The following is a 22391-nucleotide window of genomic DNA, read 5'->3' as shown; positions in this document are numbered from 1 at the left end:
CATCCTTAGCAGCTGTTTTATAGGTGGCGCGAGTGCTTTAAGAGAGACCCGGCAGAGGCCGCACCTCCCCCACCTGAGGCGGCCGCCTGCACTTCTTTGGTGACAGCAAGTACAGGAGTGGTAATGTGCCACCTGGCGAAAGAGAGGGAAGTTTCCGGTTCAACAAGTATAGCTATGGCGAATTCGGTTAATTTAAGCACCTTTATCCGTCCCGAAAAGATTACCCGTAAACTGTACTTGTTGATGACTTCTTTCCATACCGAAGGCCAGGCACTGCCCATTGCGCAGGTGGCCCAGCAGGCATTTGAACAGCACGCTGCCTATAAAGAACCGAGCCTCCGCCACCGGCGGTTTAAGCACCACGACATTGTTCCGCTACTCGAGCAGCTCCGGCACCACCCGCTCTTCGAGGTGCAGGTGGTGGGGAAGTCGGTGGAGAAGCGCGATATTTACCTGGTGAAGGCCGGCACCGGAAAAACGAAAGTGATGCTCTGGTCGCAGATGCACGGCGACGAAGCAACCGCCACCATGGCCCTGTTCGACCTGCTCCACTTCCTGCAGCAGGCTGACCAGATGGACCCTGTGCGCCAGCAGATCCTGCGCGATACCACACTCTACTTTATACCCATGCTGAACCCCGATGGAGCCGAGCGCTTTACACGGCGGAACGCACTGGAGATAGACCTGAACCGGGATGCCCAGCGGCTCCAAAGCCCGGAGGCGGAGCTACTCAAAAACCTACGTACCCAGCTAAACCCCGCCATTGGCTTTAACCTGCACGACCAGAGTATTTACTACACAGCGGGCGGCACCTCCAAGCCGGCCACGGTCTCTTTCCTGGCCCCAGCTTTCGACCATGCCCAGACCGTTGACGCGGTGCGTGGCCGTGCTATGCGCACCATCGTGGGCATGAACGAAGCCCTCCAGCAGCTCATTCCGGGGCAGGTAGCGAAGTTCTCTGATGAGCACGAGCCGCGGGCCTTCGGCGACAATATCCAGAAATGGGGCACCAGTGTGATCCTGGTTGAGTCGGGCGGCTACCACAACGACCCTGAGAAGCAGTACATCCGCCGGCTCAACTTTGCCGCCCTGGTGTCGGGGCTGCACCTGATTGCCGGGCAGGGCTACGACGCTTACGAACTGGAGGATTACTACAGCATCCCGGAAAACCAGCGCAACCTCTACGACCTGGTTATCCGGAACGTGCGCTACCAAACTTCCGGCCGGGAGGTGCTGCTGGATGCAGGCATCCTGCGCGAAGAGGTGGAGACGCCTGCAGCGCAGGGCTTCTATTACCGAAGCATCGTGGAGGAGCTGGGCGACATGAGCACTTTCTACGGCTACGAAGAGCTGGACGGAGACGGGCTGCAGCTGGTGCCGGGCAAGGTGTACGAGGAGCCTTTCGACAACATCGCCGCCCTCCCCGCCGAACGCGCCAGGGAACTCCTCGCCAGCGGGTACACCACCGTGCGGCTGGCAGACCTCCCGGACCCACAGCACCCTTTCGCGCTCCCGCTAAACGCGCTTAGCCTGACCGGTGAGGCGGACCACGGCTTAGGCATGGGCCGTGGCGCAGACTTTACGCTGCAGGATGCCCGTGGCACGGTGCGCTATGCCGTTGTCAACGGGTTTGTGCATGACCTGGCGGCAGAGAAGCCCTCCCCGTTCTACGGGCTGGTGCTTTGAGGAGGCGCTGCCCCCTTTCCCGGTATAAATTTTCAGAAACCGTTGGCTCCGCAAAGGGGCCAATGGTTTTTCTTCTGGCGGCTTTGTATCTTACGGGCTATAATCTAACCAACCCAACCTTTTAGTCAATGGTTTTAAACTACCTGTGGGCAGCCTTCTTCCTGATTGCCTTCGTTATAGCACTCTTCCAGCTCATCTTCTTCCAGGACGTTGATATATTCCAGAAACTGGTTGCCAGCACCTTCGACAACGCCAAACTCGGCTTTGAAATCTCCCTGGGCCTGACCGGCGTGATGACCCTTTGGCTGGGCCTGATGAAAGTGGGCGAGCGCGGTGGCGTAGTGGCTATACTTGCCCGGTGGGTAGGGCCGTTTTTCCACCGCCTGTTTCCGGAGATACCGAAAAACCACCCGGTGTTCGGCTCTATCCTGATGAATTTCTCTGCCAACATGCTGGGCCTGGACAACGCCGCCACACCGCTGGGGCTCAAGGCCATGAGGGAAATGCAGGAGCTCAACCCGGACAAAGAAACCGCCTCCAACGCCCAGATTATGTTCCTGGTGCTCAATACCTCCGGCCTGACCATTATCCCAATCAGCATCATGGTGTTCCGGGCGCAGTTGGGGGCCGCCGACCCCTCCGATATCTTTATCCCTATCCTGCTGGCCACTTTTTTCTCCACGGTGGTTGGCCTGATCTCGGTGGCGCTCTACCAGCGCATTAACCTTTTCGACCGGGTGATTGTAGCTTACCTGGGTACACTGCTTGTGCTCATCGTGGGGCTGATTTACTACTTCACCACCATTCCGCAGGAGCAGGTTAGTGTGATCTCCACCGTCGTCAGCAATGTGATACTCTTCTCCATCATCATCTCGTTTATCGGGCTGGCACTCATCAGAAAAGTAAATGTGTACGAGGCCTTTATTGAGGGGGCCAAAGAAGGCTTTTCAGTAGCCATCACCATCATTCCTTACCTGGTGGCGATATTGGTGGCTATTGGGGTGTTCCGGACCTCCGGTGCGCTGGACATGGTGGTAGACGGGATCGGTTACCTGGTTGGCCTCACCGGCATGAACACGGACTTTGTACCGGCCCTGCCAGTGGCCTTCATGAAGCCTTTGAGCGGCAGCGGCGCCAGGGGGTTAATGGTAGAGGCCATGACCAGCTACGGCGTTGATTCGTTTGTGGGTCGCCTGGCCTCGGCCATCCAGGGCTCCACCGAAACCACTTTTTATGTGCTGGCGGTGTACTTCGGCTCCGTGGGTGTCCGTAAATCGCGCTATGCGCTTACCTGCGGCCTTATTGCCGACCTGGCCGGAATTGTGGCGGCTATCTTCATAGCCTACCTGTTCTTCCACTAAGCCTGTCTAGGCGCATTGCCTTGCGTAGAAGAGAGGCAAAACAAGCGCGGCCGTTGCAAGTTAGAACGGCCGCGCTTGTTTCTTTTATATGAAGTATAAACGCTTCCCTGTTAAGCCTGTTCTTTTTGTATGTAGAGAATGAAGAAGAAACCGCGTACTGCGTCGGGTTTACGGCCAGTAAGCTTTTTAAGGGGAAAAGGCCGGTTAACAGGAGCCACGGCATGACCAGCCACAGCGGTAAGCTCTATAAAACAGTAAAGGCTCCCATGACAGGAGCCTTTACCAATTTTTTGAAAAGAATCTTCATTCATTTTCAACTTTTAGCCACTTATACTAACGTAGATGTTGATGCTTTGTTGCGTCATCCTTCTAAAATAGTAGTCTTTTTTTCTGCCACTCCACAAGCCACTGATTTACAGGCAGCAGGATACGCCTCCGCTTTTCCAACAAAACGACTCCGCTGTACGGCGGCCATGCCTGCCCCAGTAAGTTAGGTTCCTTCTGCAGATCCCTTTGCTCGCACTCGTTGCGGTTCTGTGCCGCTGCAAGTTAAACGCCAAGGCCTGTTGTGGCCGTCTGCCCCTGTGGCCACAGCAGGAGCAGCAGGTACAACATTTTGCCACTGCGCTAGTATATTAACAAAGCTTAATCTTCTCCGGCACTGCCTGCAGGAGTGCTCTGCCCCTTGCGCCGCCGCTACGAAGACCCAATGTTTCACCTTTCACCATGCACATGCCCACACTTCAGCACTGTTCAAACCGGCTTTTACACTTCTTCGTTTTAGGTTGCTTTCTGCTCCTGGTTGGTTGTGACAACTATCCCCGGGACCCCGAACACACCCTCGAAAACGTGAAAGGGCACGTGCTTCGGGTAGGGGTTGCCAGCAACGGGAAGTGGGCACAGGCGGATGGCGCCTCCCCTTCCGGCATTGAGGTAGAGCTGGTGAAAGGCTTTGCAAAGGAGCTCGGGGCCGAGATAGAGTGGCTGCCAGACGCGCAAAGCAACATTCTGGAGAAAGTAGAGGTTCATGAACTCGACATGGCAATCGGCGGGTTTACCAAAACATCTCCCTGGGTAAAGCACCTGGCCTTTAGCCAACCCCACCACACCGAGAAAATAAAAGTCGGGACTTTGCCCTCCCGCACGCTACCCGAAGAAATAGAAGACCTCCCGGTGCACGTGCGCAGAAACAGCCAGGCGGCGGTTTACGTCAAAAAGAAGGAGGGGCAGCCTGTGTATGTAGATCAGTTGCAGCCGGGCCCATACCTAGTGGCAGCCACAGAGGAAGAGCTACAGCAGCTCGGCCTCCGGGTATCGGATTACACGCTTCACAAGGAGGAATATGTGGTGGCCATCCCTAAAGGAGAAAACGCCTTTTTGATGCGCCTGGACAAATACATAGACAAGCATAGCCATGAATAAAGACATATACCTACCGACACAGTGGCACGAACTGCCCGCAGACCTTAAAAAGCAGTTCACTAAAGCGAAGAAGCTCGAGTGGCTGACAATTGCCTACCTCATTTCCGTGGTCATCGTCATGTTCCTGACCATGAGTTCGTCGCAGGCAATGAAAGCGGCCTGGCTTGAGGACATGCTGAGCATGGTGCCCGCCACCTGCTTTCTGGTAGCCAGCGGGCTGTTCAACAAGAAACCCTCGGTCAAGTATCCCTACGGCTATCACCGTGTGTTCTCCATCGCCTACCAGCTGGGAGCCTTTGCCCTGCTGGCGATGGGCCTCTACATCTTCTACGACTCCCTTGTGAGCCTGCTGCGGGCAGAGCACCCGACCATAGGGGCGATAACGCTCTTCGGCCGCGAGTGGTGGATGGGCTGGGTAATGCTGCTGGCGCTTTCCTGGAGCGCAGGTCCGGCGGTGCTCATCGGGCGTAAAAAGCTGCCCTACGCCAAGCACCTGCACAACAAAGTACTTTACACCGACGCCAACACGCAGAAGGCCGACTGGCAAACCGCCTCCGCCGCCATGCTGGGTATTATAGGCGTGGGCTTCGGGCTTTGGTGGGCAGACTCCGTGGCGGCGCTTTTTATATCCCTTAGCGTAATCAAGGATGGCTACACCAGGCTGACGAGCTCCGTGAAAGACCTGGTAGACCAGATACCGACGCACGTGCAGAACGAGCAGGTGCACCCCCTCGTTGGCAAAACCTACGACTACTTTAAAGACCTTGTGTGGGTGAAGGATGTGCGGATCAGGATGCGGGAGGCGGGCGAGATTTTCTTCGTGGAGGTTTTTGTGGTACCCACCTCCACGGACAACCTACTGGAAAACATGGAGGCAGCCTACCACGGCGTGAAAAAGCTGGACTGGAAACTGCACGAAGTCGTTATTAACCCGGTGCGGTCGCTGGAGCAACATGCTGGCGACAGGGCCGCCGCTAAAGCGCTCCGAGAAACCAGTTAGGCAAAACCGCTCTCTTGCCACAGCCTTCGGCGTATGTCATAAGTATAAACACAGCTTTCCTAAAAGCAGAGCGACCAAAACATGATGAGAAAAAACCGGATACACTGGCTGTACAGCCTCCTGCTAATCGCCAGCTCCCTTACAATGAGCAGCTGCGACTATGATGACGCCGATGTGATGCGCCCCAGCTCCTGGGCCGGGATATTCGTGGTCGTGGCCGTCCTGCTGTTCTTCTACTACCTGATCAAGCTGTACCGCAGGAAGTAAGCCATACTTGCAGAAGTACGGCCTGCTTTCCAGAATGCCTCAGAAAAGGCCACACACGCGCAGCAGGTGCACCACAAAAGCACCCGGAGGAGTTTTCGCTCACGTCGATTAACTTTACGCCATGGAAATACAGGGAAAATGGACAAGGGACGAAGAAGGATACATGTCCTTTGAAACGCCGGAGTTGCAGCGCCTTTACGAGCTAGTCACCGATAGGTACCACCAGGTGTACAACCGCCACCTCCAGGAGTTCGACGATGAAGACGAGGCCTATTACAAAGCCCGGAGCGAGGGCTATGAGATGCTCACGGACTATAAGGAAATAAACGGTGCTGAAGAGTTTGCGACCACTTATATCACGCCCTCGCATGTCGCCGAGGTGTGGTACGACCTGGACGCGTTTACGCAGAAAAGAATCTACGACAGCGGCTGGCTCAGGATTTACACCACCTGACTTTTAGAGCCGTATTGGCACTCTCACCGCCACCTAACGTTGCACCGCCACTCTTAGCGAAGCGCGCGTTACACACCTTTCTTCTCTCACTTATACTTATACTTATACTTATACTTATCTGGAACTACGGCTGCCGGGCCCAAAGCCAAGCCTCCTCATCACTCACCTGAGGCACAATTGCTTTTCCCGCCCAGGCGCTTGCAGCAGGCTAATCCCCGGCACAAAAAGCCACAGCTGTGCCTTTCCCGTACAAACAAGCTGAACATCAAACAGACGTAAGGCTTAACATACATGCAAAAAGGACAGTTACTGGCATTGGGAAGTATAAACAAGGACATACAGGTACGGGTGGACCGCTGGCCGAAACCGGGTGAAACCCAACAGGCCGATGACCTGCTGATGCTCAGCGGAGGCAAAGCGGCCAACCGGGCCTACATGGCCTGTAAACTCGGGGTCCCCTCAGTTTTGATCTCCCGCCTGGGAGATGACCCGGAAGCCGAGGAGGCGCTGCAGCCACTGCGCGAGATGGGCGTTAACCTGGAGCACACCAGGCGTGTACCCGGCCAGCGCACCGGCCTGGCCATGATCGCTGTGCGCCCCGATGGCGACAAAAGCATTCTCGCTGCCGGCAACGCCAACCAGCACTGGGAGCAGGACGCCCCTGCCCTGGTGGAAAAAGTGATTTCGGCCGCTCCCGCAGGCTCTGTGCTTACACTGGACCTGGAGATACCTGCCTTTGTTGTGAGGCAGGCAATCAAAGCCGCCAGGGCCAGAGGCTTTCAGATCGTGCTGGACCCCTCGCCCACCAACCAGGTCGAGGCCAGCTACTATAAAGCGGCAGACTTTATCACCCCGGACAGATCGGAGGCGGAACAACTGGTGGGCTTTGAAATAAAGAGCAAAGAAGACGGTTTTCGGGCCTGTGAGGCCATCCTTCAGAAAGGAGCCCCGAACGCACTCGTGAAGATGGGGGAGCTGGGCTATGTGATGATCACCGACGGCACCCGGGAACATATTGCGGCTCCCGACGCACATGTGGTAGACAAAACCGGGGGCGGAGATGCGTTTGCCAGCGCATTTGCCTGCGCCCTTCTGGAAGGGAAAAGCGCGTCAGGCGCACTGCGGTTTGCGGCAGCGGCATCCTCACTGGCCGTGGAGGCATATGGCTCACAGCCTGCTTACCCCGACCGGGAGGCAATCGAGAAGAAAATGGCCGAATCCGGCGCCGCTATAAGTCGATGACGTTCCGGATATCTATCTGCTCGGTGTACGGGTGCAGGATCGCCATAGGGTTGGCCGTGGCCTGAAAGGAGCTGATGACCTCTACCCCATCCTTTTCCCAAAGCTCATAAAAATTATGCTGCAGCGAGTAGAGGGTGATGGTCCAATCCTGCTGCTCCCGCTGGGCCAGTGCTGTACCGTGTTTGGTCAGCACCTCAACTTTGCTCCAGTCCGGGAGCCGGTGAAAGAGAGAATGTTCAAGCATGCTGTTTCCTTGTCAGATTTATTTATAAGCAGGCGAAGGCCAAATAAGTTTCATCTACGGCATAGCGGGTAAAGCGTGTCAGGCACCCTGTATACCTTACCGTTACCGCGTCTACTGCAGCAGAAGCCTCCTTTTAAACAAGCCGGAGCTGCCGCCTCCTGCTACCGCGCAACATAACGAAAATAACGCAGCCGGTAAAAGCGCCCCTGCCCAAGTATAACGGGAAACAGGTAGTACTGTCGTCTACGGCTGGTACTCACGCTTTGCCTCAACTGCTTTTTTGTAACTGATACTGTTACGCTTATGCAAGTTTTATACTTATATTGAGGGATGAAACATCAAGGCAACACCATGCAGCGCATTCTCTCTCTCCTCCTGCTTGCGGCTTTCTTCTCATCCTGCCAACAGGCGAAGAAGCAGGCAGCCGACAGTAAGGCCATAACCTATGACCTGCTCATAAAAGGGGCTACGGTGGTAGATGGGACAGGCCTGGCGCCCTACGCGGCCAACATCCTGGTAGCCGGTGATTCTATTGCCTTGATCGACAGGGACACCACGGCTAATTACACAGCTGACAGAGCCATAGAGGCACGGGGCCTGGTGCTTACGCCGGGCTTTATCGACACCCATGCCCACGGCGATCCCATGGCAACGCCTGACTTCCGGAACTTCCTGGCGATGGGCGTAACCACCATTGCGCTGGGCCAGGACGGGTTTAGCCCGAGCCAGGAAGACCTGCGTGTCTGGATGGACAGCGTGGCTGCTGTAGAACCGGCAGTGAACATTGCCATGTTCGTTGGCCACGGAACGCTCCGGCTGCTTTCCGGCACCGGCTACGACTCCATCCCTTCCGAAGAAAACACTGCCAGGATGCAGCAGTTGTTGGCGCAGGCACTGGACGCCGGCTGCTACGGCATGACCACAGGCCTGGAGTACATGCCAGGCTATTACGCCGGCAGTGCCGAGTTAAACAGGCTGGCCCAGGTAGTAGGAGAAAAAGGCGGCCTGATTATGAGCCACATGCGGAACGAGGACGATGCCTACGTAGAGGCCTCAATAAAAGAGCTGTTGGCGCAGGGGAAACACTGCCCCGTGCATATCTCCCACATCAAGGTGGTTTTCGGCAAAGGCGAAGCACGGGCAAAGCACATACTGCAGCTGTTGGACAGCGCCAGGGCCACCGGCACCAACGTAACGGCAGATATCTACCCCTATACCGCCAGCTACACCGGCATTGGCCTGCTCTTCCCGGACTGGGCACTGAAGCCGCACGATTACCAGCAGGTGCTGGCGACACAAAGAGACGCACTCAGCACTTACCTGCGCAACAGGGTGACTCTACGCAACGGGCCCGAGGCCACCTTACTTGGCTCCGGCCCTTACAAAGGCAAAACGCTGGCGCAAATAGCAAAAGAACTGAACAAGCCTTTCGAAGAGATTTTGATGGAGGACATAGGCCCTTACGGTGCCAGTGGAGCCTACTTCGTAATGAACGAACCGCTACAGGACGCCCTGCTAACCGACCCGCACGTGATGATCTGCACCGACGGGAGCCCCACCATGAACCATCCGAGGGGTTTTGGTGCCTTTGCCCGGGTTATCGAGACGTATGTGCAGGATAAAAAGGTTCTGCCGCTGGAGGAGGCCATCTGGAAGATGAGCGGCTTGCCGGCAAAAACCATCGGCCTGCCGGACCGTGGTACTATCAAAGCAGGCAACAAAGCGGACCTGCTGCTCTTTAAGCCATCTGATGTAAAGGAAAACGCCACTTACGAAAACCCTTACCAACTGGCCTCGGGCTTCCGGTACGTTATCGTGAACGGAAGGATGGTAAAGGAGGGCGATAATTTCAGCCCGGGGCGGGCAGGAAAGATGCTCCGCAAGCAGCCTGTGCAGCAGTAGCTGGCTGGCGAACTGCGTAAATGACGTTGCTAGTGTAAAGCTACCTCCCCAAAGTCGAGGCTGATCTGCCCCTGGCCTACTGTGGTGGCTGCCTGCCTCGAAAAGCTGCCGGTGATGCGGAAAACGGGCGTCTCCTCAAAGCGGGAGGCCACGGTGATCTCCGTGCCATCGGCATGCGCCGTAAACAGCTCCCGAACCAGGTTGGGGCAGTTATTGTCTTTGGACAGGTGCGCGAGAAGCAAGTGGCTCATAAAAGCTGGCTTGTACCCGGCGAACAGCGCCAAAGCCTGCCGGTTAGACAAGTGCCCCCTGCCGCCGCGGATGCGGTTCTTCAGATAATACGGGTACCGCCCCCTCTCCAGCAGGTCCTCATCGTAGTTGGCCTCCAGAAAAGCGGCGTGGCACTGCTGAAAGTGGTGGATCAGGTTATCACAGGGAGCGCCAATATCTGTAAACACCCCGACGTTAATACCTTTATAGCCCACCACAAAGCTGTGTGGGTCTGCCGCATCGTGCCGTTTGACAAATGCCGTCACCGTTAGCCCGCCAACTTGCACCGGTTCATCGGCACTGAACGGGATCACCTGCACATCCCCCAGGTCGAGGCGGGCGTTCTGGAGCGTGGCTAGGGTTATGTACACGGGTAAGTTGTACTTTTTGGCCAGTACCGCAATGCCGCGGATGTGGTCTGAGTGCTCATGCGAGATAAAGATGGCCTTCACCCTGGCAAGCGACAGGCCCAGCCGCTTCATGCGCTTCTCAGTTTCCCGGCACGAGATACCGGCATCAACCAAGATTGCCTCGCGGTGGTTGCCAACGTAGTAGCAGTTGCCGTTACTTCCTGAGTTAAGAGATGTGATGTAGAGCTGCATGAAGTGCAAAGAAACCGAATTAATACGTTAGGTTCAACGGCAAAGGGGTTGCCAGTAGTTCAATACAGGCGGTAAATAAACCGAGCGCGCAATTTTTGCTCCCGAAGGAGTTATTCTGTAAATTTTTTCGTTAATTTTGTAATAGCTCCTGCTACCGGGTATGTACCTTTGTAGCGGAAACAACTATCAACCATGAAACTGTACCGCCAGATCCTATTGCTAACCCTCACGCTGCTGGTGCTCGTCTCCTCGACGGGTGTGGCTGTGGGCATGCATATCTGTGGCGGTGAGGTGCGTGACGTTACCTTCTTTGGGGCTAAGGCAGATTGCCCGATGGAGCAAAAACAGCAGAAAAAGCTGCCGCCTTGCCATGCTGCCAAAGAGCAGAAAGCCGACAATAACGCCTGCTGCCAGGATCACCAGTTACAGGTGAAGGAGCTGGGCGACGCTTTCAGCCACAAAATAACGACCCTTACCCAATACCAGCAACTGCAGCTCTTTGCTGTGGTTAAGGCTGTTGTACTGCAGTTTTATACTTCCCAGGAGGCTGAGGCGCCACGCTACGCCCTTTACAAGTCTCCGCCGCTGGCCCGCAACATACCGGTGCTGGTGCAGTCTTTCCTTCTATAACCTTACAGAACCGGGTGCCGCTTTGGCACGCTGATTAGCTGTGGCATACTTTTGCCATCGGTTGCGGCTTTGCCATACCTGTACATCATACTTTGGCACCCTCCCCCGCTGCCACTCCCCGTGGCTTTATACTTTCTGTTTAGGTTTAGAACATCATTTCCATGATCGAGAAGTTAATATCCTTTTCGCTTCGCAACCGTGTATTCGTGCTGCTGATTTCGGCTGTACTCTTTGGCTGGGGCCTCTATTCGGTGCAAACAAATAAAGTAGACGCTATCCCCGACCTGTCGGAGAACCAGGTGATCGTATTCACTGAGTGGATGGGCCGCAGCCCGCAGATTATTGAGGACCAGGTAACCTACCCGCTGGTCACCAACCTGCAGGGCCTGCCCGAGGTGAAGTATGTGCGCGGCTCCTCCATGTTCGGCATGAGCTTTATCTACATCATTTTTGAAGACGACACCGATGTGTACTGGGCCCGCTCCCGCGTGCTGGAGCGCCTGAACTCGGTTGGCAACGCACTGCCGGAGGGCGTTACCCCTACCCTTGGCCCCGATGGCACCGGCGTAGGGCACGTGCTCTGGTATACCTTTGATGCCCCGGGCATGGACCTGGGTGAGCAGCGCGCCGTGCAGGACTGGTATGTGAAGTTTGCGCTGCAAAACGTGGAGGGCGTGAGCGAGGTGGCCTCTTTCGGCGGTTTCCAGAAGCAGTACCAGGTAACGGTGGACCCCAATAAACTTACCTACTATAACCTCACCGTGCCGCAGGTGATCCAGGCCGTGCGGGCCAATAACAACGAGGCCGGTGGCCGCAAGTTCGAGCGCTCCGACATTGGCTACATCATCAAAACCACGGGCTATCTGAAATCGGCAGAGGAAATAGAGAACATCGCCATCACCACCAACAACACCATTCCGGTGCGGGTACAAGACGTGGCCACGGTGCAGATGACCGGCGAAAGCCGCCTCGGTATCTTCGACCTGAATGGCGAAGGCGAGGCAGTGGGTGGCATTGTGGTGATGCGCTACGGCGAGAACGCTGAAGAGGTAATCTCCAACGTGAAGGAGAAAATGGCCGAGGTAAGCAAAGGCTTGCCGGAAGGCATGGAGTTCAACATCGTCTACGACCGCAGCGGCCTCATCAACGAAAGTATCGCTTCTGTAAAAAACACGCTGATCGAGGAAATGATCGTGGCCTCTGTGGTCGTGTTCCTCTTCCTCTTCCACTGGCGCAGCGCCCTGGTGATCATCATCCAGCTGCCGCTCTCCGTCGCTATCGGCTTCATCCTACTCAACGCCTTCGACATCTCCTCCAACATCATGTCGCTCACCGGTATCGCCCTGTCCATCGGCGTAATCGTGGACGATGCCATTGTGATGGTGGAGAACTCTTACCGGCACCTGGCGGAGGCGAGTAAGAGAAATTCTGAATGAGTGATTGAGTGAATGTGTGAATTTTTAAGGAATGAGGAATGAGTGAATTGGATAGAACACCGAAAGACCAATTTGTAGAGCAGTTCCGACAGCGAACCAAAAAACTCGCGCTCGATGTGATTCGCTTCAGCCAGGGTTTACCTAAATCGGAAGAGGTTACTGTAATGAAGCGTCAAATCTTACGATCAGCCACATCTGTCGGAGCAAATTACAGAGCCGCCTGCAGAGCGAGGTCTTCAGCAGAACTTTACTCGAAGATAAGTATAGTGATTGAAGAGGCCGATGAGACTTTGTTCTGGCTGGAGCTTCTGGAAGAGTCAGGTGCTACAAGTAAGTCAACTACAGCACCATTAGTGAAAGAGACAACCGAAATATTGTCGGTGCTGGCAAAGGCCAGAAAAAACACCACCCGGTAAAGATTCGCTCATTCACTCAATCACTCATTCAAAATTAGAATGCAATGAACTTAGATAAAGAAACAAGACTCTCAATCATAGAAAAGGCCTCCAAGCAGGTTGGCCCCAGCGTGTTCTGGAGTACGATCATCGTGATCACCTCTTTCCTGCCGGTGTTTCTGCTGACGGGTCAGGAGGGCAAGCTGTTCAGCCCGCTGGCCTGGACGAAGACGTTTATACTTATCGTGGATGCGGTGGTGGCGATTACGCTGACGCCGGTGCTCATCTCCTTCTTCCTGAAAGGGAAATTCCGCGATGAAAGCAAAAATCCGGTAAACCGGGGACTGGAGCGGGTATACGGGCCGGTGCTAAAGTGGTGCCTGAAGTGGCGCAAAACCACCATCGGCATTAACGTGCTGGCGTTGCTGGTGTCCATCCCGATGCTCATGAGCCTGGGCACCGAGTTTATGCCGCCGCTGAATGAAGGCTCTATCCTGTTCATGCCCGTAACGCTGCCGGATGTATCGAACGCCGAGGCGAAGCGCATTCTGCAGGTGCAGGACAAGATCATCAAATCGGTGCCGGAGGTAGACCAGGTGCTCGGCAAGGCGGGCCGCGCCAGCACAGCCACCGACAATTCCCCGATAAGTATGATCGAGACCATCATCATGCTGAAGCCGCACTCAGAGTGGCGCGAGGGCATCACCAAAGAGGATATCATCCAGGAGCTGGATTCTAAACTGCAGATTCCGGGCGTGGTGAACGGCTGGACACAGCCCATCATCAACCGCATCAACATGCTCGCCACCGGTATCCGTACCGACGTGGGCGTGAAGGTATACGGCCAGAACCTGGACTCGATCTATGCGGTGTCGGAGAAGGTAAAGTCGGCGCTGGAGACGGTGCCCGGCGTAAAAGACCTGTACGTGGAGCCTATTACCGGCGGCAAATACCTGGAGATCGACATTAACCGCGAAGCCCTTGGCCGCTACGGCCTGACCATTGATGATGTGAACATGACGATAGAGTCTGCTTTGGGCGGGGCAAGTATAGGCAACACCATTGAGGGGCGTGAGCGATTCTCGATTAACGTACGCCTGGCCCAGGAGTACCGCAACAGCGTGGAGCGCATCAAACGGATTCCGCTGCAAACGGCTGCTGCCGGCACCATTCCGCTCTCTGCCGTGGCAAGTATAAACTTTACGGATGGCCCGCCCATGATCAACTCTGAAAACGCGCAGCTGCGTGGGGCCGTGCTGTTTAACGTGCGCGAGCGCGACTTAGGCGGCACCGTGGAAGAAGCCATGGAGAAGATAAATGCCGAGGTAACAGGTATACCGGAAGGGTATTACCTGGAGTGGAGCGGCCAGTGGGAGAACCAGGTGCGGGCAAGCCAGACGCTGCAGTTCATCATTCCGCTGGTGCTGGTCATCATCTTCCTCATTTTATACTTCTCCTTTAAATCGCTGAAGGAGGCGCTGCTGAACCTGGTAACTATACCTTTTGCCCTGGTTGGCGGCGTGTTTATAGTATACTTCTATGGCGTGAATTTATCGGTGGCTGTGGCAGTGGGCTTTATCGCCCTGTTCGGCCTGGCCATAGAAACGGCCATGGTGATGGTAGTATACCTGAACGAGGCCATGAAACAACTGGTGGATGAGAAAGGCAACTCTTCCGACACCATCACCAAGCAGGACATCCGCGACTATGTATTCATGGGAGCCGCCAAACGCCTGCGCCCGAAGATCATGACCGTGTCTGTGGCGCTGTTCGGCCTGATCCCGGTGCTTTGGGCAACCGGTGTGGGCACCGACGTGATGCTGCCGATCGTGCTGCCGATGATTGGCGGGGTGTTTACCTCCTCCATTCACATTCTGCTGGTAACGCCGGTGGTGTTTGAGATGACAAAAGAGTATGAACTGAAGAAACACGGAAAACTGGAGATATACGATGTTAAGCATTAAGAGATATACACTTCAAATTCCCCCTCTGAAGGGGGCAGGGGGATGTTTTGCATCTGCTGTCACGCTGCTGCTGTTACTGCTTGTTGGCCTGCCTGCCTCAGCCCAGCAGCAGCCGGTAGCGCTGGACAGCGTCCTGCAAGCCATCCGCAGCAGCAACCCCATGCTGCAGCAGTACGACCTGCGGGCCAAAGCACAGGATGCCTACGCCGAGGGTGCCACCGGCTGGATGGCTCCCATGGTAGGTGGCGGCGTTTTCATGCTGCCCTACCCCGGCCAAAGTATAGAGCGCGACGAGAAAGAGGGCTCTTACATGATTTCGGCAGAGCAGGCCATACCTAACCCGGCCAAGCAACGGGCCAAGCAGGCGGTGTATGACTCGCGTGCAGCCATTGAGCAGGCGAAGGCGGAAGTGCTCTACAACCAGCTACGCGCACAGGCAAAAGCCGCCTACTACAACTGGGTCGTGCTGGAGAAGAAGCTGGATGTGCTGCAGGATAACGAGCGCATTATGGCCTATATGCTCCAGTTGGCCCGCATACGCTACCCTTACAGCCAGGGCAAGCTGGGCAGCATCTACAAAGCGGAAGCGCGCCTGCACGAGGTAGAGAACATGCAACTGATGACTCGCAACGAGATTCTGCAGCAAAACGTGACGCTCAACACCCTGATGAACCTGCCAAAGGAGCTTGCGTTTAAAATAGACACGCTGATAAACGTACCGGCTCCCGTTGCTTTAGCGGCTGATACAGCCTACCTCAACCAGAACCGCAGCGATATTCAGCAGCTCGACCGCACCATCGAAAGTATGCGCCTGGGTGTGGCGCAGGAGCGGCTGGAGCGCAAGCCCGATTTCCGCCTCCGCTTCGACCACATGACGCCCCGCAACAACATGATGCCGAACCAGTTCACGGCCATGGGCATGGTGTCCATTCCGATCGCGCCCTGGTCCAGCAAGATGTACAAGGCCAACACCAAAGCCATGAACCTGGAGATTGAGGCCATGCAGCGCGAGCGCGAAAACATCCTGAACGAGGCGCAGGGCATGGTCCGCAACATGGCGCTGGAACTGAACGCCAAGCGGGAGCAGGTAGAGAACTTCCGCACCAAAATCCTCCCGGCGCTTAAAAAGAACTACGATGTCACGATGCTGGCCTACGAGCAAAACACCGCCCAACTACCGGAAGTGATCGACGCCTGGGAAGCCCTGAACGCAGCCCAGCTGGAGTACCTGAACAACCTGCAGGCCCTGTACCAACTGGCCGTAAATTACGAGCGTGAGATAGAAAAGTAAAATGGGTGACTGAGCGAATGAGTGCATGAGTGAATCACTCTTTTATTCACACAATCACTCAGTCACTCATTCAAAATTAGACAAAGATGAAACGATACCTGAACATACTCTTCCTGCTGCTGCTCGTGGCCTTCGGCGCCTGCCAGAGCGATCCGCATAGCGAGGCAGCGGCGGAGACGACCTATACGTGCCCTATGCACCCGCAGATCGTGCAGGATGAGCCGGGCACCTGCCCTATCTGCGGCATGGACCTGGTGCCAACTTCGGCACATGGCGTGGAGATAGAGATCACCGAGGACCTGGCTTTCCTGCTGCAGCCGACAAATGAAACGGTGGTGGCAAACATCAACACCATCAAGCCAGCGCGCAAAGCTGTTCCGGCCACGGTAGAGATGGAGGGCCTGATCACCTACGATGAGCGCCGCATCTACTCCATTCCCGCGCAGGTGGGCGGCCGCATTGAAAAGCTGTTTGTGAAGTATAATTACCAGCCGATCAACAAGGGGCAAAAGCTGATGGAGGTGTATAGCCCGGAGCTGGTAACGGCGCAGAAGGAGCTGCTCTACCTGGTGCAATCGGCCCCGGAGGATAAGGCGCTGCTAAAGGCTGCTAAACAGAGGCTGCGCCTGCTGGGTGCCACTGAGGCACAGGTTAACCGCCTGATCCGTTCCGGCGAGGCCAGCTATACCTTCGCTATCTACAGCCCCTACGATGGCTATGTGGTCGGCCTGAACACCACCGCGCCGTCCGCTACGCCAAGTGCTACCGCTGTTACAGCACCCGGTGGCGCAGGTGGCATGGGAGCCGGCAACACAAATCCGGGCATGGCAGGCTCAGGTGCGGCTACCCCGGCGGCAGGCAGTGAGCTGCAGCTGCGCGAGGGCATGTACGTGAGCACCGGCCAGCCACTGCTGCGCGTGGTAAACCCCAACCAGCTGTGGGCTGAGTTTAACGTACCTGCCGGTGAGGTGACGGCTATTGCCAAAGGTGCCCCGGTGCAGGTAACTTTTCCGCAACTGCCCGGCGAAAAGCTGGAGGCACAGGTAGATTTCCTGCAGCCTTTTTACGAGGCTGGCGAGAACTTTGCCAAAGTACGGGTATACCTGCCGGGGCAACAGCAGCTGGCGCGGATAGGGCAACTGGTTTCAGCTACAGCCAGTTATACTACGGCCCCAGCCCTGTGGGTACCCCGCGAGGCTGTGCTGGACATCGGCACCCGCTCCGTTGCCTTTAAAAAGACAAACGGAGCCTTTAAACCCGTGGCAGTAACCGTCGGCACGGTAGAGGGCAACCAGGTCCAGGTTGTAGACGGTCTGGAGCAAACGGACATAATTGCCGCCAACGCCCAGTTTATGGTGGATAGTGAGAGTTTTGTAAAGATAAATGAGTGATTGAGCGAATGAGTGCATGAGCGAATCACTCTTTTATTCACACAATCACTCAGTCACTCATTCAAAATTAGACAAAGATGAAACGATACCTGAACATACTCTTCCTGCTGCTGCTCGTGGCCTTCGGCGCCTGCCAGAGCGACCAGCATAGCGAGGCAGCGGCGGAGACGACCTATACTTGCCCCATGCACCCGCAGGTGGTGCAGAGCGAGCCGGGCATCTGCCCTATTTGCCACATGGACCTGGTGCCTGTGGCGCAGAATGGAGCCGATAAGGGGGAGCTGATGCTGAGCGAAAGCCAGATCGCCCTGGGCAACATCAAAACCAAACGCGTGAAGCTTGGAGATGTTAGCAGCAACACCATCCTTACCGGCAAACTGGTGCTCGACGAAACCCAGACAGACGTAATCAGCAGCCGGGCGCAGGGCCGCGTAGAAAAACTGTACATTAAGGAGACGGGCCAAACAGTGCAAAAAGGGCAACCGCTGTACGAGCTGTATTCCGAAGAGCTCCTGACCTTACAGCGCGAGTACCTGCTGGCCCTGAAACAAAACCAGGAGCTGGGCGAGGAGAACCCGCGCTTCGCTTCGTTTCTGGAGGCAGCCAGGAAAAAACTACTGCTTTATGGCCTTACAGAAAGCCAGATCAGAAGCCTTGCCAGAACCGGAAGCCTAGATGCGCGTGTTACTTTTGTAGCCCCTACCGCAGGTGTAATAACCGATGTGGCCGCCGCCGAAGGCCAGTACGTAGCCGAAGGGGCAGTGCTGTACCGGGTGGGGAAGCTGGGTAAGATCTGGGTGGAGGCCGAGCTGTACCCGCAGGAAGTAGCCAACGTGCAGGCCGGCGACGAGGTGCTGGTGTCGGTGCAGGGCTTTGCCGAGGAGGCGGTTCCGGCCAGCGTCACCTTCATCAGCCCGGAGTACAGGCAGGGCAGCCAGGTAGCCGTACTTCGCGCCGAGCTGCCGAACAAAAACGAGCAGTACCTGCCCGGAATGCAGGCAAACGTCAGCTTGCCGGGTAAAAACGGCTCCGACCTGGTGCTGCCAAACGACGCCGTGATTCAGGATGCCAGCGGTAGCCATGTGTGGGTGCAGACGGGTAAAAACACTTTTCGGGCGCGTATGGTTACTATCGGCGAAGAAAGCGCGGACAACGTAGCCATCCTCTCCGGCATCCAGGAAAACGATAAAGTGGTTACCTCGGGCGCTTACCTGCTCTACAGTGAGTTTGTGTTGAAGAAGGGCGCAGACCCGATGGCCGGGCATAATCATTAACTTTGAAAAGCGGGCTCCAAAGCGCTTCCTTTGCGCAGAGAGCCAACGCTGTACAAGAAACTGAAACCAAATCTAATTATTCAATACGCAACGTTATCAACCATGAAAAAGACATTTTTTGCAGCAGCCGTTGTCGCTGCGTTTGCCTTTACGGCATGTTCTGAAAACAGTACAGACAACACAGAGGTAGCGACGGAACAGCATGAGGGAATGGCCCACGGTGACATGGAGGCAGGCCCCACCGCAACGACTGTTGTCGTGGAAACGCCTGACTTTACATCCGTGGCAGAGCCGTTTCAAACACAGGTGGAGGAGCTTGTAAGCGAGTACCTTGACCTGAAGGAGGCGCTGGTAGCCTCTGACGCAGAAGCGGCCAAGGCGGCGGCAAGCGAAGTGCTGCGGGTGGCCAAAGCCATGCCCATCGCCAACCTGACGACCGACGAAAAAGCCTATGCCGAGGAGAAAACGGCCGAGGTGGTAAGCAGCGCCCAGAAAATTGCCTCCGCCAGTGATGTTGCGGCACAGCGCGAAAACCTGGAGCTTCTCTCCGAGGCGGTGTTCTCCATGGCGAAAGCCTACGGCGCAGCTGATGGCACGCTTTACTACCAGCACTGCCCGATGGCCCTGGACGGCGAGGGCGGCTACTGGCTCAGCTCCAACGAAGAAATTCGCAACCCATACTTTGGCGAAGGCATGATGACCTGCGGCAGCACCGAAGAAATCTTTAAGAACTAAGTACAGAAAATTCATTTTAAAGGCAGGGCGGCTCAGGCGGCCCTGCCTTTTTTGTTTCCCGGGGTGCCGGCCTTTCCCCCCGGAGCCGCTCCTCCCTTTGCTTCAGTTGCTTATCGGCCCATCCGAAAAAAAAAATTCAGCCACAGGCAACCTCCTGCCGCTGCCCCTCATCTATAAACATGTACAGCAAAGTTACTGCACCAGCCCGCCGTCTGGAGGCATAGCCAGTTCAAAGAAGATTTCCGGGAGTTCGTCGAAAAGGTGGCCGGACACAGCAACAGTACCTTGCTATACAAAGTACCTTACAATATATTTGCAACAGTAAATCACACATCAACAACGCCAAACAAAATACAACTATGAAAAAAATGTACCTGATCGTCGCGCTGCTTTTCATGTGCTGTAGCAGCTTTGTGAATGCACAAACAGAAGGCATGCTGCGCGGGCAAGTAGTGGAGGAAAGCGGGCAGGCCGTGGGCTTTACCAACGTGGCCGTGCTGGAAGCAACGACCGAAAAAGTAGTTACCGGAGCCATCGCTGACATGGACGGTGTTTTTCAGATCAAGACGCCGGCAAAGGGCACCTATAAGCTGAAGGTGAACGGCCTGGGCTACCTGACGTTTATCTCCCCTGTGTTTGAGGTAAACTCCCCGGGCTTCAGCAAGGACTTTGGCCGCCTGCAGGTAAAGCCGGACACGAAAACGCTGAGCGAGGTAGAGGTAGTGACGCTGCGCCCCACCGTCACTACGGAGCCGGATAAAATGGTGGTGAGCGTGGAGAACACCGCCATGGCCGAGGGTAACACCGCCTACGACGTGCTCACCAAATCGCCGGGCGTGTGGGTAGACCAGGACGGTAACATCCAGCTCAACGGCAAGGGCGGCGTGCAGGTAATGCTGAACGGCCGCCGCTCCTACCTCTCCGGCAAAGAGCTGCAGAGCCTGCTGCAAAGCATGTCGGCCGAGAACCTGAAAAACCTGGAGCTTATCACCAACCCATCGGCCCGCTACGACGCGGAGGGCGCCTCGGGCATCATCAACATCAACCTGAAAAAAGGGCAGGACTCGGGTATGAACGGCAGCGTGTACGCCGGCTACCAGTACAACAGCCTGAGCACCTACACCTCCGGCGCCGAGATCAGCCATAAGAAAGGCAAGTTCAACTCTTTCGGGAGCGTGAACCTGAACAGCCGCAAGCGCTACCGCGATATGGAGATGGACCGCGTTTTCCTGGGCAAGGACGGATCGGCAACGGAGTTTGACCAGACTGGGTATGAGCAGAATGAGCGCGTGGACCCGTCGCTGCGCATCGGCACCGACTATGACCTGAACGACCGCCACAGTGTGGGTGTCATGGCCAACCTGTACTATAACAGCAACAGCATGTCGTTCGACACGGAGTCGTACCTGCGCAACGGAAAGACGCAGTTCATCGACGCGAAAAACCGCAACGAAGGTACCTACGCCAACGGCACCTTTAACCTGCACTACGTGGGCAAGCTGGACACCACGGGCACCACTCTCTCTGCCGACCTGGACTACGTGCACATCGGGAGCGAAGACGAGGCCTCTTTCTACAACATGTACTTTACACCGCCTGCCACCACGCCCGACTCAGTGGAGCTGCTCCGCAACGACAATCCCACCAAGTACGACATCTTCTCGGCTAAAGTGGATTTCACGAAAAAGCTGGGCAAGAAGACCAGCCTGGAGCTGGGGGCAAAAGCAAGCCATGTAAAGTCAGACAACGAGCTTCGCTTTTATGAGGTGCAGGACGAGCGGGAGATGTTCGACACCAAGCGCAGCAACCACTTCGTGTATACAGAGGATATCTATGCGGCCTATGTCAGTTTGAACGCCACCCTCAGCGATACCTGGAGCCTGCAGGCGGGCCTGCGTGCAGAGCAGACCGAATCAAGCGGTAACTCGCTGACAAAGAAGGTAAAAACGGACCGCAGCTACCTCGACTTCTTCCCCACCCTGTTTGTGCAGCAGAAGGTAAGCGACAACTACCAGATCGGCTACAAGTACAGCCGCCGCATCAACAGGCCCTACTATGAAAACCTGAACCCGTTCATCTTCTACCTGGACCCCTACACTTATGCCCAGGGCAACCCGCTGCTCAAGCCGCAGTACATCAACTCCTTTGAGATGACGCATACCCTGAAGCAGACCTATAACCTGGTGCTGGGCTACGCAGTTACGCAGGACTATATCGGTGAGATACCCGAGCAGGACCCGGAGACAAACACCACCGTGTTTCAGCAGCGCAACATCAACGACCTGAAAAGCGCTACCGCCACGCTGGTGGCCCCGGTTAAGGTGTCGGAAAAGTGGGAGATCAGCAATAACGTGACCGGCATGTACCAGGAGTACACCAACATTACCAAAGACCAACAGGTTATCGTGAAAGACCAGCTATCCCTTATCGCCAACACAAACCATACTTTGCTGCTGCCAAAGGGCATACGCCTGGAGGCCGGCGCCAACTACCAGAGCGCAGTGGTGTACGGCCTGTACAATGTGGAGCCGCAGTGGTGGCTGGACGCTGGCCTGAAGCGCAGCTTTATGGATGATAAGCTGAGCCTGGCCCTGAACGTGAGCGACATCTTTAAAAGCCGCGTGCTGAAGGTAGACACAGAGCTGAACGGCAACATCAACGCCATTGAGCAGTACCAGGGCCAGCGCGGCGTGCGCCTGAACCTGCGCTACCGTTTCAGCAAGGGCACCAAGTTCGAAGCCCGGAAACGTAATACCAACCTGGATGAGCTGAACCGCACCGGCGGCAACTAATAATTCCCTACTACCCCTATAACCCAGAAGGCC

At 55.8% G+C, this 22391-nt stretch carries 20 protein-coding genes; 18 read left to right on the top strand and 2 right to left on the bottom strand.

The features are described from left to right. Positions 1–174: 174 nt before the first annotated feature. From CA264_RS03320 to CA264_RS03285, 8 genes are all read left to right on the top strand, one after another. Complete coding sequence (locus CA264_RS03320) at positions 175–1686, top strand: M14 family zinc carboxypeptidase (RefSeq protein WP_237151168.1); 1512 nt, start codon at positions 175–177, stop codon at positions 1684–1686. 128 nt (positions 1687–1814) lie between these two features. Further along, complete coding sequence (locus CA264_RS03315) at positions 1815–3047, top strand: nucleoside recognition domain-containing protein (protein WP_025604572.1); 1233 nt, start codon at positions 1815–1817, stop codon at positions 3045–3047. 125 nt (positions 3048–3172) lie between these two features. After that, positions 3173–3541 carry a hypothetical protein gene (locus CA264_RS21745; RefSeq protein WP_036775058.1) on the top strand — a complete coding sequence of 123 codons (369 nt, stop codon included), beginning with the start codon at positions 3173–3175 and terminating at the stop codon, positions 3539–3541. Between the two features lie 238 nt (positions 3542–3779). Continuing rightward, entirely contained in the window at positions 3780–4469 is a 690-nt protein-coding gene (locus CA264_RS03305) for a transporter substrate-binding domain-containing protein (protein WP_162912055.1), read from the top strand. Continuing rightward, complete coding sequence (locus tag CA264_RS03300; RefSeq protein WP_025604566.1) at positions 4462–5469, top strand: cation efflux transmembrane domain-containing protein; 1008 nt, start codon at positions 4462–4464, stop codon at positions 5467–5469. Before CA264_RS03305 ends, CA264_RS03300 begins: the two co-directional genes overlap by 8 nt. A gap of 81 nt (positions 5470–5550) precedes the next feature. Further along, positions 5551–5736, top strand: coding sequence for a CcmD family protein (locus CA264_RS03295; protein ID WP_025604564.1), 186 nt, complete (start codon positions 5551–5553; stop codon positions 5734–5736). 121 nt (positions 5737–5857) lie between these two features. Beyond that, a complete protein-coding gene (locus tag CA264_RS03290; RefSeq protein WP_025604562.1) occupies positions 5858–6190 on the top strand; it encodes a hypothetical protein in 333 nt (110 codons plus the stop codon). Positions 6191–6481: 291 nt separating this feature from the next. Continuing rightward, positions 6482–7432, top strand: a complete 951-nt coding sequence (locus CA264_RS03285) for a ribokinase (protein ID WP_025604560.1) — start codon at positions 6482–6484, stop codon at positions 7430–7432. On the opposite strand, the gene CA264_RS03280 is transcribed toward CA264_RS03285, so the two are convergent. Next, positions 7419–7676 carry a hypothetical protein gene (locus CA264_RS03280; protein WP_025604559.1) on the bottom strand — a complete coding sequence of 86 codons (258 nt, stop codon included), beginning with the start codon at positions 7674–7676 and terminating at the stop codon, positions 7419–7421. The two genes, CA264_RS03285 and CA264_RS03280, sit on opposite strands and share 14 nt — an antisense overlap. 330 nt (positions 7677–8006) lie before the next feature. Between CA264_RS03280 and CA264_RS03275 the strand changes: the two genes are divergently transcribed. Continuing rightward, positions 8007–9578 carry an N-acyl-D-amino-acid deacylase family protein gene (locus CA264_RS03275; protein WP_025604557.1) on the top strand — a complete coding sequence of 524 codons (1572 nt, stop codon included), beginning with the start codon at positions 8007–8009 and terminating at the stop codon, positions 9576–9578. A gap of 29 nt (positions 9579–9607) precedes the next feature. Here CA264_RS03275 and CA264_RS03270 read toward each other — a convergent pair whose 3' ends face one another. Beyond that, positions 9608–10450, bottom strand: coding sequence for an MBL fold metallo-hydrolase (locus CA264_RS03270; RefSeq protein ID WP_025604555.1), 843 nt, complete (start codon positions 10448–10450; stop codon positions 9608–9610). A 192-nt stretch (positions 10451–10642) separates the two neighbouring features. Between CA264_RS03270 and CA264_RS03265 the strand changes: the two genes are divergently transcribed. The 9 genes from CA264_RS03265 (at position 10643) to CA264_RS03225 (ending at position 22358) form a co-directional block, all read left to right on the top strand. Further along, on the top strand, positions 10643–11080 hold the full coding sequence (locus CA264_RS03265; RefSeq protein WP_025604553.1) for an HYC_CC_PP family protein: 438 nt from the start codon (positions 10643–10645) through the stop codon (positions 11078–11080). 161 nt (positions 11081–11241) lie between these two features. Then, positions 11242–12516 (top strand): efflux RND transporter permease subunit, encoded by a 1275-nt coding sequence (locus tag CA264_RS03260; protein WP_025604551.1) that lies wholly within the window; start codon positions 11242–11244, stop codon positions 12514–12516. Between the two features lie 38 nt (positions 12517–12554). Further along, the gene (locus CA264_RS03255) at positions 12555–12932 is read left to right on the top strand and encodes a four helix bundle protein (protein WP_051364295.1); all 378 of its coding nucleotides are present in this window, start codon (positions 12555–12557) and stop codon (positions 12930–12932) included. 44 nt (positions 12933–12976) lie between these two features. Then, complete coding sequence (locus CA264_RS03250) at positions 12977–14875, top strand: efflux RND transporter permease subunit (RefSeq protein WP_051364294.1); 1899 nt, start codon at positions 12977–12979, stop codon at positions 14873–14875. After that, entirely contained in the window at positions 14862–16166 is a 1305-nt protein-coding gene (locus tag CA264_RS03245; RefSeq protein ID WP_025604547.1) for a TolC family protein, read from the top strand. Before CA264_RS03250 ends, CA264_RS03245 begins: the two co-directional genes overlap by 14 nt. Before the next feature lie 86 nt (positions 16167–16252). Further along, a complete protein-coding gene (locus CA264_RS03240; protein WP_025604545.1) occupies positions 16253–17557 on the top strand; it encodes a heavy metal-binding domain-containing protein in 1305 nt (434 codons plus the stop codon). Positions 17558–17634: 77 nt separating this feature from the next. After that, positions 17635–18831, top strand: a complete 1197-nt coding sequence (locus CA264_RS03235) for an efflux RND transporter periplasmic adaptor subunit (RefSeq protein WP_025604543.1) — start codon at positions 17635–17637, stop codon at positions 18829–18831. Positions 18832–18933: 102 nt separating this feature from the next. Further along, positions 18934–19566: a DUF3347 domain-containing protein gene (locus tag CA264_RS03230; RefSeq protein ID WP_025604542.1), complete on the top strand. Its 633-nt coding sequence runs from the start codon at positions 18934–18936 to the stop codon at positions 19564–19566. A 359-nt stretch (positions 19567–19925) separates the two neighbouring features. Next, positions 19926–22358: a TonB-dependent receptor gene (locus tag CA264_RS03225; RefSeq protein ID WP_025604540.1), complete on the top strand. Its 2433-nt coding sequence runs from the start codon at positions 19926–19928 to the stop codon at positions 22356–22358. Positions 22359–22391 lie beyond the last annotated feature (33 nt).

The organism is Pontibacter actiniarum (genome assembly GCF_003585765.1).
Classification (GTDB): domain Bacteria; phylum Bacteroidota; class Bacteroidia; order Cytophagales; family Hymenobacteraceae; genus Pontibacter; species Pontibacter actiniarum.
The sequence above is the reverse complement of the archived record's forward strand: the minus strand, read 5'-3'. Positions and strand labels throughout refer to the sequence as shown.